Source organism: Candidatus Contendobacter odensis Run_B_J11 (assembly GCF_000531125.1).
Classification (GTDB): domain Bacteria; phylum Pseudomonadota; class Gammaproteobacteria; order Competibacterales; family Competibacteraceae; genus Contendibacter; species Contendibacter odensensis.
Genome location: NZ_CBTK010000246.1, coordinates 25,020 through 41,626, shown reverse-complemented (window position 1 = coordinate 41,626; position 16,607 = coordinate 25,020). Strand labels below are relative to the sequence as shown.

Sequence of the window (16,607 nt, the reverse complement as noted above, 5' to 3'; positions counted from 1 at the left end):
ACGTGTGCTCTTCCGATCTCGCACGTTGCGACGACGGTTTCGCCGGGCGGCGGCGCCGCGCACCTCGGTGATCATCTACGGCGCTGGCGAAGCGGGCGCGCAACTGGTTAACGCACTGCGCTTCAGCACCGAGTTCGAACCGGTCGTGTTCGTGGATGACAACCCTCAACTGTGGGGCAGCGTGGTGCGGGGTCTCAAGGTTCGGGCGTCGTCCAAACTGCCGCGCCTGATCGCCAAACACCAAGCCAAAATGATTCTGCTGGCGCTGCCCTCGGCGCCGCACCGTCAGCGCCGGGATATCCTGGAAGCGCTGGCCGGATTGCCGGTGCGGGTGATGGATCTGCCCACCTTGGCGGAACTGACCAGCGGCGCCCGGCGCATTGACGAATTCCGCGAAATCGAGGTCGCGGACATTCTGGGCCGCGATTCGGTACAGCCTAACGAAACGCTGTTGCGGGCGCGGGTCAGCGCTAAAGTGGTGATGGTCACCGGCGCCGGCGGCTCGATTGGCGCAGAGCTATGCCGGCAAATTCTGGCGCTGCGGCCGCGCCGGCTGGTGCTGTTCGAGCGCTCCGAATATGCCTTGTACCTGATCGAGCAGGAACTGAGTGCGATGTTGGCGAATATGGGTCCGCCGCCAGTGGAGTTGATTCCGCTGCTGGGATCAGTGATGCATCAGCGGCGGTTGCAACGAGTGATGGAGTGCTTTGAGGTTCAGACTGTCTATCACGCCGCCGCTTACAAACATGTACCTATGGTCGAATGCAACCCCATCGAGGGGGTACAAAACAACGTATTTGGCACTTGGCGCACCGCTGAAGCCGCGATGGCAGCTCAGGTTGAGACCTTCGTGCTGATCTCCACCGACAAGGCGGTGCGGCCGACCAACGTCATGGGTGCTACCAAGCGGCTGGCGGAACTGATTCTGCAAGGATTGGCCGAGGCCGGTGGCGCGACCCGGCTGTGCATGGTGCGCTTTGGCAATGTGCTGGATTCATCGGGTTCGGTGGTGCCGCTGTTCCGCGAGCAAATTCGCCAGGGCGGGCCGGTAACGGTGACGCATCCCGAAGTGGAGCGTTATTTCATGACGATCCCGGAAGCAGCGCAGTTGGTGATTCAGGCCAGCGCCTTGGCGCAGGGCGGCGATGTGTTCCTGCTCGATATGGGCGAACCGGTGCGGATTCTCGACCTGGCGCGGCGGATGATCCGGCTGTCGGGCCTGGAGGTGCGGGATGCGGATCATCCCGATGGCGATATCGAAATCCAGTTTGCCGGTCTGCGCAGCGGCGAGAAATTGCGCGAGGAACTGCTGATCGGCGCCGACGCTGCCCCCACCGAGCACCCGATGATTCGCCGCGCCCGCGAACAATCTCTGGCATGGTCGCTGATCCACGACGGCTTGAAACGGCTCACCGCCGCCTCGCACGCCTTCGATTACCCGGCGGTGCGCGCGATTTTGCAGGAGACGGTAGTGGAATATCAGCCGGAAAACGGGATCGAGGACTGGGTGTGGCGGGCCGGCGGGCCGGCGGAATCTAAGGCGCTGCCGGATTAGTCTGCCGATGTCGCTGCTCCTGATCCGGCAGTCGGCCAGATGACTGCGGTTTTAACGCAGTTGCCGACGATTTCGACGATCTCGGTCGGATGCCCCGCCAGTGATAAGCGGGCGCCTGGCTCCGGGATGGCTTCCAACTGCTCCATCACCAGGCCGTTGAGAGTGCGTGGGCCATCGGTGGGCAGGGTCCAACCCAGCACCCGGTTCAGAGTGCGAATCGAAGCGCGGCCATCCACCACATAGCCGCCATCAGCGCGTGCGACCAGTGTGCAGTTGTCGCTGGCAGCCGGATCGGTGGTAAATTCGCCGACAATCTCTTCCAAAATATCCTCCAGCGTCACCATTCCCAGCACGTCGCCATATTCGTCCACCACCAGCCCGACTCGCCGCCGTTGTTGCTGAAAATTAAGCAGTTGCCGAGTTAGCGAGGTGCCTTCGGGGATGAAATATGGCTCACGCAACAGCCCTTCCAGATCGGCGCGGGTGAAATCCGGCTTGTGAATCATCAGGTGGAGTGCCTTGCGCAGGTGCAGCAGACCGACCACCTGATCGATGCTGTCGCGGTAGACCAACAGGCGGGTGTAGGGGCTGCGGGTCAGTTGAGCGACGATCTCCTCCCACGCATCCTCCAGATCAATTCCTTCCACTTCATTGCGCGGCACCATGATGTCGTTGACGGTGATTTCCTCCAGTTCGAGGATGCCCAGCAGCATGGCTTGGTGGCGTTTGGGAATCATCACCCCCGCTTCCAGTACCACTGTGCGCAGTTCCTCGGCGCTGAGCGATTGCTGGCTGGAGGTCTGGACCGTGACCCGGAACAGCCGCAACAGGCTATTGACCACCAGATTAGTCAACCACACCAGCGGATACAGCGCCTTGAGCATGGGCGCCAGCACGGCGGCGGCGGGATAAGCGATGCGTTCGGGATGCAATGCCGCCAGGGTCTTAGGGGCGACTTCGGCGAATACCAGCACGATTAGAGTGAGAACAACGGTGGATATCGCAATGCCGGCCTCGCCCAGAAAGCGGATGGCGATAACCGTCGCCAGCGAGGAGGCCAGAATGTTGAAGAAGGTATTACCGAGCAGGATTAAACCGATCAACCGGTCGGGTCGTGCCAACAACTGAGCGACCCGCTGTGCTGCTTTGTCGCCGGTCTTGGCGCGGTGGCGCAACCGGTAGCGGTTCATGGTCATCAGCCCGGTTTCGGAACCGGAAAAAAAAGCGGAACCGCCGATCAGCAGAACCAGGGCGATGCATAACACCCCTATGTGAATATCATCCAATTCGTGAAAACCTCGGTGGGGTCAATCAGTTGTTTTTACGGGGTGACGGCGCGCGCTGTCAAGATCAGGCGTGGATCGGGCTGCGCTGGCTGAGTGATCAATAGCGCCGCAGAATTAATTCCAGCACCAGCTTGCTGCCGAAATAGGCCAGTGCCAGAAAGGCAAAGCCGCTCAAGGTCCAGCGGATGGCGGTACGACCGCGCCAGCCGAAGCGCCAGCGCCCCCACAGCAGTACCCCGAACACGCTCCAGGCGATGAACGACAGTATCGCCTTGTGGGCCAGATGTTGGGCGAACAGGTCTTCCAGAAAAAACAGACCGCTGATCAGGGTAATGCTCAGCAGGATGAAACCGGCGCTGATCATCTGGAACAGCAGGCTCTCCATTGTGGTCAGCGGCGGGATGCCACGCAAAAAACCACCGGGCAAACGACGCCGCAAGCGGTGATCCTGAATGGCCAGCAGCACGGCCTGCGCTGCCGCCAGCGTCAGCAGCGAATAGGCCAGAATGGCGATGAAGATATGGAGTTCCAACGGCCAGCGCCCGGCATCAGCGACGATGCGTTCCGCAGGAAACCGCAGACCAAGAACCAGGGTCAGTGCAGCAACCGGCATGGCGATGATGCCGAGATTTTCGACCGGGCGAACTATCGCCGCCACCAGCAGCACCACCCCAATCAGCCAGCCGGTAAACGAGAGCGCGTTGAAGAAACCCAGATTCAGGCCGGCGGATTGAAACACGGTCTGAGCCAGAATCAGGGTGTGTAGCAGCGCTGCGCCCCAGCCCGGCAGCAGTGAGCCACTCTTGGATGGGGTCATATTGCGACCGGCGCGAGCCAATCGCAGCGCCAGCAGCCCGCCAGAGAGCAGGTAGAGCAGGGCAGCCAGACTGCCGATGATCGGGTTCATGGTGGATTCCGCACGGTAATTTTCTCTTGCAGCAATCATGGCATGGAATGCAAACGGCTTGAAGCGCACCGATTCCCCTATAATCCCGCCCATTCTGGCTGAATTGAGAGTGGAACCCGCATGTTTGAAAATCTCAGCGAGCGCTTGTTGCGCACCGTCAAAAATCTGCGCGGCCAGGGTCGCCTGACCGAAGACAACATCAAGGATGCCCTGCGTGAAGTGCGTATGGCGCTGCTGGAAGCGGATGTCGCGCTGCCGGTGACGCGAGATTTGATCGCCCGGGTGCGCGAGCGGGCGGTCGGTCAGGAGGTGCTGCTCAGCCTGACGCCCGGCCAGGTGCTGATCAAGATCGTTCACGAAGAACTGATCCGGGTAATGGGCGAGGCGAATGCGGAATTGAACCTGCGGGTTCAGCCGCCGGCGGTGGTACTCATGGCCGGTCTGCAAGGCTCTGGCAAGACTACCAGCGTCGCCAAACTGGCCCGCTGGTTGAAGGAGCGCCAGCACAAAAAAACGCTGGTGGTGAGCTGCGACGTGTACCGGCCCGCCGCGATTGAGCAGTTGCGCAAACTGGCCGACGAGGTGGGTGCCGAGTTTTTCCCCAGTACCCTCGATCAGGAACCGGAAACGATTGCTCGTCAGGCGCTGGACTATGCCCGTCGCCACGGAATAGATGTGCTGATCGTGGATACCGCCGGTCGTCTGCATGTGGACCAGGAGATGATGGCGGAAATCCAGCGCTTGCATAGCGTACTCGATCCGATTGAAACCTTGTTTGTGGTGGACAGCATGACCGGCCAGGACGCCGCCAACACCGCGCAGGCGTTCAACGCCGCCTTGCCGTTGACCGGCGTGGTGCTAACCAAAACCGACGGTGATGCCCGTGGCGGTGCGGCGCTGTCCATTCGCCAGATCACCGGCAAGCCGATCAAATTCCTCGGCGTCGGCGAGAAAACCGCCGCGCTGGAGCCATTCTTTCCCGACCGGGTAGCGTCCCGCATCCTCGGGATGGGTGATGTACTGGGACTGGTCGAGGAGATGGAGCATAAGGTTGACAAGGAAAAGGCGCTCAAACTGGCCCAAAAGGTTCAGAAGGGCAAGGGCTTCACCCTGGAGGATTTCCGCGAGCAGATGGAACAGATGATGAACATGGGCGGGATCGCCAGCCTGCTGGACAAGATGCCGGGTTTTAACGCGGCGGCGGGGGCACTCAAGGACCAGGCAGCGGACAAGGAGGTCAAGCGCCTGGTCGCTATCATCAATTCGATGACGCCGCAGGAGCGCCGGGTTCCCGACCTGATCAAAGGTTCGCGCAAACGGCGGATTGCCGCCGGTTCCGGCACCCAGATTCAGGATGTAAACCGCCTGCTCAAACAATTCGATCAGGCTCAGAAAATGATGAAGAAGATGAAAGGCGGCGGGATGATGAAGATGTTGCGCGGCTTGCAAGGCAAACTGCCGATGGGCGCGATGCCGTCGTTCAAACCAAAATCGTAGCCGGAAAACCACTGCCCATGAACCTTATGCAAAGTCTTGCCCGCGAACTCGCTGTTCAGGAACGCCAGATTGAAGCCGCCGTCGCCCTGCTGGATAGTGGCGCGACGGTGCCCTTCATCGCCCGCTACCGCAAGGAAGTCACTGACGGGCTGGATGACACCCAGTTGCGCCTGTTGGAAGAACGGCTGAGTTATCTGCGCGAACTGGAAGATCGGCGCGGCGTGATTCTCGCCAGCATCCGCGAACAAAATCAGCTCAGCGCCGAACTGGAAACCGCCCTGCTTGCCGCCGACACCAAGACCCGGCTGGAAGATTTGTACCTGCCCTACAAACCCAAGCGTCGCACCAAAGCGCAGATTGCCCGCGAAGCCGGCCTGGCTCCGCTCGCCCACGGTCTGCTGAACGATCCCGCGCAGACGCCCGAACAGGCCGCTACCGCTTTTGTGAATGCGGAGCGCGGTGTACCCGACGCGAAAGCGGCGCTGGACGGCGCACGGCAAATCCTGATGGAGGAATTCGCCGAAAACGCCGAACTGCTGGCGCAGTTGCGCGAATACCTCTGGGACAACGCGGTGTTGCACGCGCAAGGGGTGGAGGGCAAAGCCGAGGAGGGCGCCAAGTTCCGCGATTATTTCGATTACCGGGAAGCCTTTCGTCAAATCCCTTCTCATCGCGCTTTGGCGCTGTTTCGGGGTCGCAATGAGGGCGTGTTGCAACTGACGCTGGAACTCGGCGATCCGGCTGCACCCGGTCCCGACCCCGGCGAACGGCGGGTCGCCGCCCATTTCCAGATCCGCGACGAGGGCCGGCCCGCCGCCGCCTGGCTGCGAGAAACCGCCCGCTGGACCTGGAAGGTCAAGCTGTTGCCGCATCTGGATACCGAAATCAAACAGCGGTTGCGCGAAGCCGCCGAGGAAGAAGCGATCCGGGTGTTCGCCCACAATCTGCGCGATCTGCTGCTGGCTGCGCCGGCTGGCGCTCGTCCAACGCTGGGACTGGATCCCGGCCTGCGCACCGGGGTCAAGGTGGCGGTAGTGGACGCCACCGGCAAACTGGTCGAAACCGCGACCATTTATCCGCATGTCCCGCGTAATCAATGGGATGCAAGTTTACACACCTTGGCCGAATTGTGTCGGCGCCACAAAGTCGAGTTGATCAGCATCGGTAACGGCACCGCTTCGCGGGAAACCGACCGGCTGGCGACGGAATTGATGCAGCGTCATCCTGAACTGCGCTTGCACAAGCTGGTGGTGTCGGAAGCGGGCGCTTCGGTCTATTCCGCCTCCGAACTGGCAGCGCGGGAATTTCCCGAAGTGGATGTTTCGCTGCGCGGGGCGGTGTCCATCGCCCGCCGCCTGCAAGACCCGCTGGCGGAACTGGTCAAGATCGAACCCAAGGCGATTGGCGTCGGCCAGTATCAGCACGATGTCAGCCAGACCCGGCTGGCGCGGATGCTGGATGCGGTGGTCGAGGATTGCGTGAATGCGGTCGGAGTGGATGTGAATACCGCCTCGGTGCCGTTGCTGGCGCGGGTGGCCGGACTGAACGCGACCCTGGCCCGCAATATCGTTGAGTTTCGCGATGCCAATGGTTCCTTCCGGCGGCGTGAGCAATTATTGAAAGTGGCGCGGTTGGGCGACAAAACCTTCGAGCAGGCGGCGGGGTTTCTGCGGATCGCCAATGGTGACCATCCACTGGATCGTTCCGCCGTTCACCCGGAAGCCTATCCGCTGATCGAACGTATTCTGGCTGCCAGCGGACGCGGCCTGCATGAGGTGCTGGGCAACGCCGCGTTTCTGAAGACGCTCGAACCGGCCCGGTTTACTGATGACCGGTTCGGGTTGCCGACGGTGCGCGACATTCTGGCGGAACTGGAGAAGCCGGGCCGCGATCCCCGCCCGGAATTCAAGACCGCCGCGTTCAAGGACGGCGTGGAGAAGCTGGCGGATTTACAGACCGGGATGGTGCTGGAAGGGGTGATCACCAACGTCGCTAATTTTGGCGCGTTCGTGGACATCGGGGTGCATCAGGACGGTCTGGTACATATCTCAGCGCTGGCGGATCGCTTCGTGAAAGACCCGCGTGAAGTGGTGAAAGTCGGCCAGGTGGTGAAAGTCAAGGTGCTGGAAGTAGACCTGAAGCGGCAGCGGGTGGCGTTGACCATGAAGCTGAACGAAGCGGTGACCGGCGCGCCAACCCGGCCCGCCGACCCTGCGCAGCGTCCGGCCACTCGCCCGGAACAGCGGAATCGACCTAAAGAACCTCCCTTCCGCCGGGAGAATCAGGAAAAGTCAGCGCCTCAGCCCAGCGCCCTGGCTGAGGCTTTTGCCCGGGCGCAGCGGAAACCCTGACGACGCGGACGTAGCCGGCGCGAGGGGTCAAAACATCCGCCCCCGGTCTTCCTTCTCTTCGTCGTGGATGGTCAGCTCGGAATGGCTGGAAGAGGGGCGTCCGCTATTGGCCTCTGAGCTTTCCGACAGCCGGATTTGCAGGCCGACATTATTTTTGGAGTCAGCATTCTTGATCGCTTCATCTCGGGAAATCTTGCCTTCTTTGTACAGCTTGAACAGCGACTGATCGAAGGTCTGGGTGCCCGATTCGGTGGACTGTTCCATGGCATCCTTGACGTAATCAATTTTACCCTTCTGGATCAGATCAGCGATGTAAGGCGTATTCAGCAGCACTTCCACTGCCGGCACCAGCCCGCCGTTCAGCGCCCGGATCAGCCGTTGCGAGATGACGGCGCGCAGATTCATCGCCAAATCCATCAGCAATTGGGGCCGGGCGTCTTCCGGGAAAAAGTTGACGATGCGCTCCAGCGCACCGTTGGCGTTGTTGGCGTGCAGGGTGGATAGCACCAGATGGCCGGTTTCGGCAAAGGTCAGCACATATTTCATCACGTCGCGGGCGCGAACCTCGCCCACCAGGATGACATCCGGCGCCTCACGCATGGCGCTGCGCAGGGCGTTTTCGTAGTTGTGGGTGTCGATGCCGATCTCGCGCTGGGCGACCACCGATTTCTTGTGCTGATGGGTAAACTCAATCGGGTCTTCAACGGTGATGATGTGGCCGGGCGAACTGGAGTTGCGATGGTCAATCATCGCCGCCAGGGTGGTGGATTTACCGGAACCGGTGGCTCCTACCAGCATGATCAGGCCACGTTTTTCCATGACCACTTGCCGGAGCAAGGGTGGCAGGCCCAGTTCCTCCACCTGTGGAATGTCGCCCTTGATGTAGCGGATCACCATGGACACTTCGCCGCGCTGCTTGAACACATTGGAGCGGAACCGGCCCACGCCTTGCAGCGGGATGGCAAAGTTGAGTTCCCATTCGTGCTCGAATTCCTTGATTTGATCGTCTTTCATCACCGAGTAGGCAATCTCGCGCACCTGCCCCGGCCCAAGCACCTTGTTGCCAATCGGGCGCACCACGCCGCCGATTTTGATGTTCACCGGCGCACCAACGTGAAAAAACAGGTCGGAAGCGTTCTTGTCAACCATCAGTTTCAGATATGGGGTGATGTCCATGAAATCTTCTCTCTTAGGCCAGACGATTCAAACCGTTCAACGCTGCTACCCGGTAAGCCTCAGCCATGGTCGGATAATTGAATGTGGTGTTGACGAAATACTGGATGGTGTTGGCTTCGCCCTGCTGGGCCATGATCGCCTGGCCGATGTGAACGATCTCGGCGGCTTGGTCGCCGAAGCAGTGGATGCCAAGAATTTCCAGCGTATCGCGGTGAAACAGCAGTTTGAGGATGCCGACGGTGCGACCGGTAATCTGGGCGCGCGCCAAACTCTTGAAATAGGCGTGGCCGACTTCATACGGCACCCGCGCTTCAGTCAGTTCGCGTTCGCTGCGACCCACCGAACTGATCTCCGGTGAAGTGTAGATGCCGGTCGGGATGTAATCCACCAGATGATGATCGCAACTGCCGTGAATCAGATGGGTAGCGGCGAAGCGGCCCTGGTCGTAAGCGGCGCTGGCCAGGCTGGGATAACCGATGACATCGCCCACTGCGTAGATGTGGGGTAGCGCGGTGCGGTAGTTGCTGTCCACCTTGATCTGACCGCGACGGTCGGGGGTGATGCCCAGTGCCTCCAACCCCATGTTCGCGGTGTTGCCGGTGCGGCCATTGGCCCAAAGCAGCGCATCCGCCTTGATTTTCTTGCCGGACTTGAAATCCATCACCGCGCCGTCCGGCAACCCTTCCACCTGCTGGTATTCCTCGTTGTGGCGGATCATGACGCCTTGATCGCGCAGGTGATAGCTGAGGGCGTGGGCGATCTCGTCGTCGAGGAAGGAAAGCAGTTGCGAGCGGGTGTCCACCAGGTCCACTTTGCAGCCCATGTTGCGGAAGATGCTGGCGTATTCGCAGCCGATGACGCCCGCGCCGTAAATCAGGATGGATCGGGGCGTGGTGGACAGACTGAGAATGGTGTCGCTGTCAAAGATGCAGGGGTGGTTGAAGTCAATGTCCTGGGGCCGGAATGGATGCGAGCCGGAGGCGATGACGAAGGCGTCGGCGGTCAGCAACGTCGGTTCGGTCTGCTGACGGGAATGCACTTCGAGGGTGTTCGCATCGAGAAAGCGGGCTTGACCGTGATGCAGCGTGATCCGGTTGCGCTCGTAGAAATCCCGGCGCATGGCGGTCTGGCGGGCGATAACCGATTCGGCGGATCGCAGCAGTTCGGGATAGGACAGTTTCAGCGCGTGGCCGAGGGCGTTGCGAAAGATCGGGCTGGTGTTGAATTCCAGCACCCGGTTGATCGAGTGCCGCAGCGCCTTGGATGGAATGGTGCCCCAGTGGGTGCAGCCGCCGCCGACCAGGTGATATTTCTCGATCACCGCGACCGATTTTCCGTCTTTGGCGGCTTTCATCGCGGCCCCTTCTCCTCCAGGGCCGGTGCCGATCACGATCACATCGTATTTTTGGTCGTTCATTATGGGCGCGCTCGTCGGTGATGGTGGCGGAGGATGGTCGGGGGCGATCCGCTGATTTTTTAGATGATGCGCGGGTAGTTTAGCCCCTTTATGGCCGGGGCAAAATCGGGGTATGGCGCAGCGAAGTCGCACGGGATTTTCGGGAGGGTCAGCGGCGGGATGCTGCGGAGTTGGCGGTTCAGCCGGACGATTTCGCTGAACCGGTTTGCAGCGAATGGCGGTGTCAGGAAATTTTACAGTCCAATTTTTATTTGAAATAACAATAAGCTGCATTAATATAGAGCAGCATAGGGGATAATCAACGCTTTGGTACTTTCAAGAGTGTAAAATTTCCTGACAACTTGCTTGTGGCTTTAATAAACAGAGAAATCGAATTTTACATTAAAATTCAGTGTGTTGAATTTTTTTGATCAGCTCAACTTTTTATACTACTTCGATAAAGTTGCTTTTGCCTGTCTTGTGATGTCAGGAAATTTTACAACGCTTTGAGGGCAAACGGCTTAAGCCTCAATAATTAACTTAATAAATTATTTTATAAATCAATCAGATAAATTAAATATTAACAATAAGGCATGAAAATTGCTTTCTTTTAATCATCCGAAATTTTTGAGATTCTAACGATTGATCCTCATGGAGAACCGAGATAATGATGAAATCACAAACCCTGCGTACCCTGCTTGCGGGTGCGCTATTCGCGCTCTCACCACTGGCTTCGGCTACGTTGATCGCAAGCGACGATTTCAACTACACCGGAGCGCTAAATAATCAAAACGGTGGTACTGGCTGGGGGAGCAGCGTATGGAAGACTACCGGATCGGGTGGTGCTACCGTCGTAGACCCCGACCTCAGCGGCAACCGTGCGGCACAATTCACAGCAAACAGCGACAATGCTGCTTATCGCAAGCTCGGCGAGACTTTCAAAGGCGATAACCTTTACGTTGGGTTCTTTGTGCAAATCGCCGCTGGGAATTTAACGAGCAATGATTTTCTTGGTCTGTGGCTAGATAATGTTACAGCAGGTGCCCATACGACGGATCGGCCCAACATTGGAATTAAGGCTGATGGGAATGGAACGAATGACGTCTTCGTGCGGGCTAACGGAACGGGGGGTAGTTTTGTACCTAGCAGTAATCTCACTAATAGCACCACCTACCATATCGTGGGTCGCCTGTCCCGGACGGTCCCTGGCCTTGACAACAGCTATACGAAATTCGACGTTTGGCTAGATCCATCAGTCGGACAAGCTTCTGCGCCGGATGCATCATCAACAAGCACAACAGGAAATCCGGGGTTTAAGTCGATCAGCTATGTTGGGTTCCGCACTGCCAATTTTGATGCAGGCGATAGAGTACTGGTGGATCAGCTCAGAATTGCGGACTCATGGAATAGCGTGATGGGGATACCCGAACCAGCAGGGTTAGCGTTGATGGGCCTTGGCTTAGTGGCGCTTGGCCTGTCCCGTCGCCGTTGCATGTAGTTGCTGGAAAAATTAGATATGGGGCCGGCAATAGCCGGCCTTTTTTGTTTGCGTCTATTCTGCTGGCCGGCATATCTGAGGAACCATCAGCCGCATCGCACGGCCTCATGAAAGGCGAGATACCCGCTTTCACGGGCATCGAGTAAGCCGCTGAAAAAACTGGATTCCCGCTTTCGCGGGTATGACGAATTTGCGGGTTTAGCGAAAGTCCTGCAGGGATGTTCCTGTTGGGCGCGAAGCAGCGCCGCCCGCAGCGCGTCATCATCGAGATCACCATTGCCTTCGGCGATCACCGCAAAGTTCATCGGGGAAACGTGGTCCAGAAACCAGAAAAATGCCTCAGCGGAATCGAGCCGGCGGGGCAACACAGCGGGATTCAGATTCGGAGAGTGGGGTTCGCTCATGACGGTACGTCCAAAAAAGATGCAAGGTCAGGACTTTCGCTTTCCGTCATTCCCTCCTCGCGAACGCGGGGAACGCGGGAATCCAGTTTTTTCAGTGGCTTACTGGATACCCGCTTTCGCGGGTAAGACGAATTCACGAGTTAGGCGCAAGTCCTGAAGGTATAAGGTGCAATGCCTTATCGCTTGTGTCCTTTTGTCATCTTTCCTCACCGCCACCGCCACAACGAGGCCGCCAAGGCAATGCCGCCGCCGCTGGCGCAGAACAGCGCCAGCGATCCCGGTTGCGGACCTTTGCCCTGAGCCAGGGCGTCGTCCAGCGCCATCGGAATGCAGGCCGATCCGGTGTAGCCCCACTTGTCCATAATCCAGTGAGTCTTACTCAGCGGCTGTCCTATCGCCGCCATCGTCGCCTCGATGACCCGCAGGTTGACCTGGGTGAAGTAGTAATGATTGACATCGTCCGGTTGCAGGCGGACGCCAGTCGCGGCGCTGGCTTTGGCCAACAGTCGCTCGATCAGCGGCGGCCATTGCTCGGTATTGAACGTCGCCGGAAACTTGCGCACGAACTGCACCTGGGGTGGACCGTATTGCGTCAGATTGGCGGCGGTCGCCGGGCGATAAGTCCCGCCGGAATAGATGCCGAGCGCATCGTGATACTCGCCGGCGGCGGCGGTGACGGTCGCCAGCCAGCCCGGTTGTGAACCGGCCCCGACGATCACCGCCCCGGCGCCGTCGGCAAACAGAGTGACGGTTTTCTTGTCGTTCCAGTCCAGAAACCGGCTCATGCCATAGGCGCCGATCACCAGCATGAAGCGTTCCTCACGTTCGATGATGATCGTCTTGGCCGCCACGTCCAGAGCGGTCACCCAGCCGGCGCAGGCGCTGTTCAGGTCGAACACTCCAGCCCGGCGCGCGCCCAGCTTGGCCTGCACCACCGCCGCTGTCGCTGGACTGAGGTAATCCGGCGTATCGGTGGCGACGATGATTCGGTCGAGATCATTCGGCTCCAGACCGGCCCGCTCCAGCGCGATCCGCCCAGCGGCGACCGCCAAATCCGAGGTGACCTGCTCCTCGGCCATGAAATGGCGCTCGCGGATGCCGACGTTCTCAACCAACCAGTCGCCGACCGGCTCGCCCAGCAATTGATCGAAGTCGGCGTTGGTCATCACTCGCTCCGGGACATAACCGCCGGTACTGATGATCTGAGCATGGCGCATCGTAATTTTCCTTAGAATCGTCTTCCCGATTAGGTTAAACGAAATTATCCACCCAGTGCCGGTCAAGAAGTGGCCGACCCACCCCAATCAGGCGATCCCTACTGATGACCCCTGAACAATTCATCGCCACCTGGCGCAAGGTTACGCTGAAAGAACGCAGCGGTTCGCAATCACACTTCCTCGATCTGTGCGCCCTGCTGAAGGTGGAACCGCCGGCGGTCGCCGATCCGCGCGGTGAATGGTTCACCTTCGAGAAGGGGGCGAAGAAAACCGGCGGCGGCGATGGCTGGGCCGATGTGTGGAGACGCGGTTGCTTTGCCTGGGAGTACAAAGGCAAGCATAAGGACTTGGGCGCAGCGTTGCGCCAGTTGCAGCAGTATGCGCTGGCGCTGGATAACCCGCCGCTGCTGATCGTCTCCGATATGGAAACGATTGAAATTCACACCCACTTTACCAACACCGTCCATCAGGTCCACCGATTGACGCTGGATGATCTGGCGGACCGGCAGCGGCTGCAACTGTTGGAGTGGGCGTTTACCGATCCTGAACGGCTGAAGCCCGCCGTGACCCGGCAGAAGGTCACGGAAGACGCCGCGACGATCCTGGGCAGTTTGGCGCAGCGCCTGCGGCAACACGGCCACGACCCGCAAGCGGTGGCGCACTTTATGACCCGGCTGCTGTTTTGCCTGTTCGCCGAGGACATCGGGCTGTTGCCGCACCGGCTGTTTAGCGATCTGCTGGCGACCGCCCGCCCGGTTCCGTCCGAATTCCCCAGCCTGGCCGGCGACCTGTTCCGCGCCATGCATCAGGGCGGACGGTTCGGCCTGCAACGGATCGCCTGGTTCAATGGCGGACTGTTCGACGATGCCGCCTGTCTGCCGCTGGACCGCGCCGACCTCGACACGCTGCATTCAGCGGCAGCTCTGGATTGGTCGGAGATTGAACCGGCGATCTTCGGCACCCTGTTTGAACGCGGTCTGGACCCGAACAAGCGTAGCCAGTTGGGCGCGCATTACACCGACGCCGGTTCCATTAGCCGCTTGATCGAACCGGTGATCCGCGAACCGTTGCTGGCCGAATGGGCCACGGTGAAGGCGGAGATCGCCGCCCGACTGACCAAGACCCGCGCCAAAGCCCGCCAGCAGGCCGCCGATCAGTTGCATGGCTTTCTGGAACGACTCCACGCCTTCCGCGTCCTGGACCCCGCCTGCGGCTCCGGCAATTTCCTCTACGTCGCCCTGCGCACCCTCAAGGACATCGAACATCAAGTCATGCTGGAAGCAGAGGCGCTGGGCTTGCAACGCGGGTTTCCAGCGGTCGGCCCCGATGCGGTCTGGGGCATCGAGATCAACGATTACGCCGCCGAACTGGCCCGGCTGACGGTCTGGATTGGCGAGATTCAATGGATGCTGGGCCACGGCTACAGCCTGAACGACCAGCCGATTTTGAAACCGCTGGATCAGATTCTGTGCCGGGATGCCTTGCTGAACGAAGACGGCACGGAAGCCGACTGGCCGACGACGACGGTCATCGTCGGCAATCCGCCGTTTCTGGGCGACAAGAAACAGCTTATTGCTTTGGGTGACGAGTACACAGCGACCCTGCGCAAAATCTACGCCGGGCGGGTTCCGGGCGGCGCTGATCTGGTCTGCTACTGGTTCGAGAAAGCGCGGGCGCAGCTTGAAGCGGGACACGTCCAGCGAGCGGGACTGGTGGCGACCAATTCCATACGCGGCGGCGCGAATCGCAAGGTGCTGGAGCGGATTCTAAACACTCCCTCCCCCTTGACGGGGGAGGGTGGGGGTGGGGGTGAAAAGCTGGCGATCTTCAATGCCTGGAGCGATGAGGAATGGATTAACGAAGGCGCGGCGGTGCGGATGTCGTTGGTGTGCTTTGGCAAGCAGGATCATGGACAGCCGGTGATGCTGGATGGGCAATCAATGACAGCGATTCACACGGATTTGAAGGGACGGAAGGAAGGCAATAATGGCAGCTTGGATTTAACGCAAGCCAAGCTGTTGCTGGAAAACGCGGGCGTCTCCTTCATCGGCACCCAAAAAAATGGTCCCTTCGCCATCCCCGGCCACTTGGCGCGACAGTGGTTAAAGTTACCGAACCCTAACGGGCGACCCAATAGCGACGTGTTGCGCCCTTGGGCAAACGGAATGGACATTACCCGCCGCCATTCCGATATGTGGATCATTGACTTCGGTGTGGATATGCCAGAAGCACCAGCCGCGTTGTATGAAACGCCGTTTGGGTATGTCGTAAAGCATGTGAAGCCCATACGGAAAACCGTTCGGCGGGATGGGCACCGAAGATACTGGTGGCGCTATGGAGAAACCCGACCCGGATTACGACGCACGGTTGCACCACTTGACCGCTTCATTGCTACTTCGATGGTTTCAAAATACCGTTTCTTTGTCTGGCTACCCAAAATTCAGCTTCCTGAAAATCTGGTCGTGGTCATCGCCCGTTCCGACGACACCACCTTCGGCATTCTGCATTCCCGCTTCCATGAACTGTGGGCATTGCGTACTTGCACATGGCTTGGCAAAGGCAACGATCCCCGCTACACGCCCACCACCTGCTTTGAAACCTTCCCGTTTCCCGATAGTTTGCAGCCCAACATCCCGGCCAGCGCCTACGCCGATGATTCCCGCGCTCAAACGATTGCCGCCGCCGCCCAAAAACTCAATGAACTGCGCGAACACTGGCTGAATCCGCCGCAGTGGGTGGATCGCGTCCCCGAAGTCGTCCCCGGTTATCCCGACCGGCTGATTCCCAAACCGGAATATGCCGCTGAACTGAAGAAGCGTACCCTGACCAATCTGTACAACCAGCGTCCGGCGTGGCTGGCGAACGCTCACCGCGATCTTGATAACGCGGTCGCAGTGGCTTATGGCTGGCCGGTGGATTTGAGCGACAATGAAGTCTTGCGGCGGTTACTGGCTTTGAATCAAGCGCGGGCAACCTCGCAGAGTGTTGCTGATAGCCGTTTGGCTACAAGCCATAATGTGGATTAGTAGCGATAGTAGTGGCGGTAATAGTGACGGTGGCAGTGGTGGTAATAGCAGTACCCGTGGTGGCGATGGTAATGATGCCGGTAATAGGCATGGCGATGGTAATGATGCCGGTAGTTGTGGCGATAATAGCTATTACGATCCATGTATTGGGCTTGGGCCGGAATTATTACACTTAAACACAGCAGGAAACCTGCGCACAAAATTAACCACTTAGCTTTCATTGACCTATTCTCCTCGCTAAAATTGTTGACCTGTTTTGGTGAGAATCCTGTGAATACACCAGGTCAGATGAAT

The 16,607-nt window shown here is 59.2% G+C and carries 12 protein-coding genes; 5 read left to right on the top strand and 7 right to left on the bottom strand.

Annotated elements, in window-relative coordinates:
• The coding region (locus tag BN874_RS13635) for a polysaccharide biosynthesis protein (protein ID WP_154724940.1) at nucleotides 1-1,555 on the top strand (1,555 nt) is incomplete at its 5' end.
• Here BN874_RS13635 and BN874_RS13630 read toward each other — a convergent pair.
• Together BN874_RS13630 and BN874_RS13625 are read right to left on the bottom strand one after the other, a co-directional pair.
• Entirely contained in the window at nucleotides 1,552-2,841 is a 1,290-nt protein-coding gene (locus BN874_RS13630; RefSeq protein ID WP_051497845.1) for an HlyC/CorC family transporter, read from the bottom strand. The genes BN874_RS13635 and BN874_RS13630 overlap by 4 nt on opposite strands.
• Nucleotides 2,842-2,938: 97 nt before the next feature.
• On the bottom strand, nucleotides 2,939-3,748 hold the full coding sequence (locus tag BN874_RS13625) for a cytochrome C assembly family protein (protein ID WP_034434410.1): 810 nt from the start codon (nucleotides 3,746-3,748) through the stop codon (nucleotides 2,939-2,941).
• 120 nt (nucleotides 3,749-3,868) lie between these two features.
• Here BN874_RS13625 and ffh point away from each other — a divergent pair, with 120 nt between their 5' ends.
• Complete coding sequence (ffh, locus tag BN874_RS13620; RefSeq protein WP_034434408.1) at nucleotides 3,869-5,245, top strand: signal recognition particle protein; 1,377 nt, start codon at nucleotides 3,869-3,871, stop codon at nucleotides 5,243-5,245.
• A 17-nt stretch (nucleotides 5,246-5,262) separates the two neighbouring features.
• Nucleotides 5,263-7,596 carry a Tex family protein gene (locus BN874_RS13615; RefSeq protein ID WP_034434406.1) on the top strand — a complete coding sequence of 778 codons (2,334 nt, stop codon included), beginning with the start codon at nucleotides 5,263-5,265 and terminating at the stop codon, nucleotides 7,594-7,596.
• 27 nt (nucleotides 7,597-7,623) lie between these two features.
• Here the strand turns inward: BN874_RS13615 and BN874_RS13610 are convergent, their stop codons facing one another.
• Both BN874_RS13610 and sthA read right to left on the bottom strand, forming a co-directional pair.
• On the bottom strand, nucleotides 7,624-8,772 hold the full coding sequence (locus BN874_RS13610) for a PilT/PilU family type 4a pilus ATPase (protein WP_034434404.1): 1,149 nt from the start codon (nucleotides 8,770-8,772) through the stop codon (nucleotides 7,624-7,626).
• A 13-nt stretch (nucleotides 8,773-8,785) separates the two neighbouring features.
• Nucleotides 8,786-10,192, bottom strand: coding sequence for a Si-specific NAD(P)(+) transhydrogenase (gene sthA / locus BN874_RS13605; protein ID WP_420886135.1), 1,407 nt, complete (start codon nucleotides 10,190-10,192; stop codon nucleotides 8,786-8,788).
• A 643-nt stretch (nucleotides 10,193-10,835) separates the two neighbouring features.
• Here sthA and BN874_RS13600 point away from each other — a divergent pair.
• Nucleotides 10,836-11,666: a PEP-CTERM sorting domain-containing protein gene (locus tag BN874_RS13600; RefSeq protein WP_034434400.1), complete on the top strand. Its 831-nt coding sequence runs from the start codon at nucleotides 10,836-10,838 to the stop codon at nucleotides 11,664-11,666.
• A gap of 86 nt (nucleotides 11,667-11,752) precedes the next feature.
• On the opposite strand, the gene BN874_RS13595 is transcribed toward BN874_RS13600, so the two are convergent.
• The gene (locus BN874_RS13595; protein ID WP_034434398.1) at nucleotides 11,753-12,070 is read right to left on the bottom strand and encodes a hypothetical protein; all 318 of its coding nucleotides are present in this window, start codon (nucleotides 12,068-12,070) and stop codon (nucleotides 11,753-11,755) included.
• 206 nt (nucleotides 12,071-12,276) lie between these two features.
• Entirely contained in the window at nucleotides 12,277-13,287 is a 1,011-nt protein-coding gene (locus BN874_RS13590) for a 3-oxoacyl-ACP synthase III family protein (RefSeq protein ID WP_034434396.1), read from the bottom strand.
• Between the two features lie 104 nt (nucleotides 13,288-13,391).
• Between BN874_RS13590 and BN874_RS13585 the strand changes: the two genes are divergently transcribed.
• Entirely contained in the window at nucleotides 13,392-16,313 is a 2,922-nt protein-coding gene (locus BN874_RS13585; RefSeq protein WP_034434394.1) for a class I SAM-dependent DNA methyltransferase, read from the top strand.
• Here BN874_RS13585 and BN874_RS24635 read toward each other — a convergent pair.
• Nucleotides 16,310-16,534: a hypothetical protein gene (locus BN874_RS24635; protein WP_154724939.1), complete on the bottom strand. Its 225-nt coding sequence runs from the start codon at nucleotides 16,532-16,534 to the stop codon at nucleotides 16,310-16,312. The two genes, BN874_RS13585 and BN874_RS24635, sit on opposite strands and share 4 nt — an antisense overlap.
• Nucleotides 16,535-16,607: the final 73 nt, after the last annotated feature.